3 protein-coding genes, 1 rRNA gene and 1 pseudogene (1 of these 5 running past the window's edge) are annotated in these 2,500 nt (G+C 60.4%); all 5 read right to left on the bottom strand.

Annotation, left to right across the window (positions count from 1 at the left end):
* A pseudogene (gene plsY / locus N8A98_RS11295) lies at nt 1-251 on the bottom strand (glycerol-3-phosphate 1-O-acyltransferase PlsY); it reaches 372 nt to the left of the window's first position.
* Between the two features lie 96 nt (nt 252-347).
* On the bottom strand, nt 348-740 hold the full coding sequence (locus N8A98_RS11290) for a nuclear transport factor 2 family protein (RefSeq protein WP_262171411.1): 393 nt from the start codon (nt 738-740) through the stop codon (nt 348-350).
* Nucleotides 741-824: 84 nt separating this feature from the next.
* Nucleotides 825-1,679: a phosphotransferase family protein gene (locus N8A98_RS11285; protein WP_262171410.1), complete on the bottom strand. Its 855-nt coding sequence runs from the start codon at nt 1,677-1,679 to the stop codon at nt 825-827.
* Nucleotides 1,680-1,707: 28 nt separating this feature from the next.
* Nucleotides 1,708-2,184, bottom strand: a complete 477-nt coding sequence (locus tag N8A98_RS11280) for a GNAT family N-acetyltransferase (RefSeq protein ID WP_262171408.1) — start codon at nt 2,182-2,184, stop codon at nt 1,708-1,710.
* Between the two features lie 95 nt (nt 2,185-2,279).
* Nucleotides 2,280-2,395, bottom strand: a 5S ribosomal RNA gene (gene rrf, locus N8A98_RS11275).
* Nucleotides 2,396-2,500 lie beyond the last annotated feature (105 nt).

Raw genomic sequence — 2,500 nt, 5'->3', positions numbered from 1 at the left:
CTGGACATCAAGCCAAAGGCAAAGCCACTGCGCAAATGCGACAGCGGCTGCGCCTTTAAGCACATCCACCACAAGAACAACGAGCGCGGGCCACTTGCCCAAGGTTCGCGAAGCATTCGTTGCGCCCGTGGATTTGGAGCCATGTTCTCGAATATCAATTCTGCCAAACAACTTGCCTGCTAGATAGCCCGTAGAGATCGAGCCAAGGAGGTAGGCCACGATATCCCGATAGTCGCCAACCAAAATGTCATTGTCCCCACCTGCGCTTATTTGGTTGGTCAGTGTACCCTTCCGTCGGCAGAATTTTCCAGGGATGAAACTGATGCGCCGCGGCATCCTAAGGCAGTTCATGCACGAGGCGGAACCGGCGTCCCCTGATGAAACAGCATCAGCCAGGAGCCCCCGACCTGCTGCCAAATCGAGCTACGCAACGTGCTCCGTTCCGGATCATCGCCATGGGCATGATTGATGCTGCGATAGGTCACCAGCACGATATCCGGCGCGAGCGCTTGTGCGGCAAAATCGAGAATCACCGGCAAGGGTGAGGCCGCGGCCGGCGCTTTTTGGGCCAAAGCCTCGAGCACCGTAGCCTTGTCGTAGATTGTGCCGGAGCGACCAAACTCCCTGAAGTCTTCGGCCAAAAGCGCGCTGACCGCGTCGTGAGAACTCCGCACCTCAGGGCGATGCAGGACCTGTTCGAGGCGGCGGAAGAGATCGATATCGACACCGGACTCAGGCATTGGCCTCTCCCACAGCGAACACGCGACGAGCGCAGAATCAGGCCTGGTTCATCCTTTGTCGAGTGCGCCGAATCGCTGCTCGCTCTATGGCGCCAGGATGCGCGAGCACCAGGCGCTCACCTTCGGATCGTCATGGGCGAAACACCAATAGCTGGCAATCCAGCCTCTGGCGGCGGCGAAGTCGGCGGCAAGGCCCCGCTGCTCCAGCCAATCGAGGGCCAGGGCACGATCGCCTGGATTGGCGTCCGGCGACAGTTCCGCATCGAGATAGGCGACGGCCGACCAGCAATCGAGCCGGCGATCGGCAATCATTGAGGTCGCGCCGAAATCAATCACGGCGCTGACGCGGCCGGCATCGACCAGGACATTGCCGGGGAAGATATCGAAATGCACGAGCGAAGCAGAGGAACAGTCGGGCATGCCCTCGATGGTCTCGATCGGCAAGTGACTGAGCGGGCCGGGCAGCGCGCGGGTCATCTCCAGCCGCGCTTGCAGATAGTCCCGATAGCTGGCGCGCCGGATGGCCCGCTCCGAACCGAGGTCGCCGAAGAAATCTCTTTTGACCGCGATATCGCCGATCTGGCTGGCCACATCGAGATATCCGAGCAGCAGCTGCTGCCGCTCTTCGCCCTGAGCCACGGCCAAGGCTTGCGAAAAGGGGATGCCGGGCAGCAGGCGTTCGACGACCGCAACGCGGCCCTCGATCTCGGTGATTCGCTCGACTTCCGGCGTCGCAAAAGCGATTGCGCCGCGGCCGGCGGCGATTTCCGCCAGCAATTCGGCGCGAGCGATCTGCTGATCGGACGAAGCGCCAGGCCGCAACAGGCGCAAGACCTGCCGATCGCCCAGAGCATAAACCCTGGCTTCGCCGCCCTCTCCAAGCCGCGGCGCCTCGGGAGCGCCAAGCGCGCGGAGCACCGCCAGGTCTTCAGCCACCATCAATTCCCCGAATCTGTCGCCTGCGCATTCACCTCAGGCCAAGATGAAACCGCCTGTAGCTGTCAAAGTCCAGGACGGGCAGAAAACCCAGGCGCTCGAGCAGGGCTTCGCTCCTGGCATTGCCGCGCGTCACGCCGGCATAGATTTGGGTTGCGTGCAGCTCCGTTCCGGCATGGCCGATCAGCGCCCGTAACGCTGCGGTCGCATAGCCTTGACCCGTCGCGTTCTTCGCCAACCAATAACCCAAGCCATATTTGGGCGGATCTGCTGCAATCAGGTCGATTCGGCCGATAAGAGTTCCGCTCAGGACAATGCCAAAGCGCAGGTTGGCGGAATCGGCTGCAAGTTCGGCCTCGACCTGGTCGCGGGACATCGCCACTTGCTCGGCGTAATCGCCATGCGCGGTAAGATGGCCGCGGTTTTGCTGGAGAAGGTTATGGAGTTCGGCTGCCGCGCTTCTGGTGAGCGGGCTTAGGCTCAAGTCCGGGCGCTCGGTTTCCAGCATTCTCCCCCCCTGAACGCAAAAGCCCTCCACTGTTTCCAGTGGAGGGCTTTTGAATTCTTATCGGCGTTGTAATGAGAACCCTATGTTTTTTGCAGACCTTGCAGCGACCTACTCTCCCAAGCCTTGAGACTTAGTACCATTGGCGCAGAGGAATTTGACGGTCGAGTTCGGGATGGGATCGGGTCTTGGGCTCCTCGCAAGAACCACAAGGTCAGCGAAAAACATATGGTGTGAATTCTGGTTTTTGTTCTGTATGGACACCGCCTCTCCCATGCAAGGAGGGGTGTCTGGTGTATTTCTAACCGATCATTTCACA

Origin of the sequence: Devosia neptuniae, assembly GCF_025452235.1 — a bacterium.
GTDB lineage: Bacteria > Pseudomonadota > Alphaproteobacteria > Rhizobiales > Devosiaceae > Devosia.
The sequence above is the reverse complement of the archived record's forward strand: the minus strand, read 5'-3'. Positions and strand labels throughout refer to the sequence as shown.